The sequence below is a fragment of the Streptomyces glaucescens genome, assembly GCF_002154375.1.
Lineage (GTDB): Bacteria > Actinomycetota > Actinomycetes > Streptomycetales > Streptomycetaceae > Streptomyces > Streptomyces glaucescens.
On record NZ_MUND01000511.1, the window covers coordinates 911 to 1528 of the forward strand.

Consider the following 618-nt stretch of genomic DNA (forward strand, 5'->3'; position numbering starts at 1 on the left):
GCCGGGCTGCCGGAGAAGTTCACCGCGCTGGTGCGCCGCTATCTCCAGGACTGCTCTCCCTCCTGCACGCACCTGCTCCTCGTCGCCTCCGTCCTGGGCACCCATCTGATCTTCGGGGAGCTGACCGACGTGCTCGGGCTCAAGCCGTCGCAGTTGCTGCCGGACCTCCAGGAGGCCGTCTTCTCGGGCCTGTTGAGCCGGGACCGGGACGACGTACGGTTCAGCAACACGCTGTTCCGGCAGGTCATCCTGGACTCCATGCCGGCCTCGGCGCAGGCGGCCATCCGCCGGCAGGCGGACGAGTACCGGGCCCGGCAGTTCGGTGCGTCACTGGAGGGCGCCGGCCGGGGCACCGGCCCGGACAGACCCGCCCCGCTCGCGGGGGGCCGCGTCATACGTCCGGAGCCGTACGCGAGCACCGCCGGAGTCGTTCCGCGCGGTTTCCCGGGCGAGGCCGAGGCCGCGGACCGCGAGGTCCGGCGCGACCCGGCGGACGGTGCCGGTGCCGCGCCCCCGATCCCCGGCTGGGACCACCTGACGGAGAAGCAGGTGCTCATCGCACGGCTCACGGTGCAGGGGCTCACCAACAAGGAGATCGCCGGGCGCCTGTACCTGTCG

1 pseudogene is annotated in these 618 nt (G+C 72.8%); it reads left to right on the forward strand.

Annotated elements, in window-relative coordinates:
• Positions 1-618: pseudogene (locus CCN42_RS42795) on the forward strand (hypothetical protein); the annotation flags it as partial.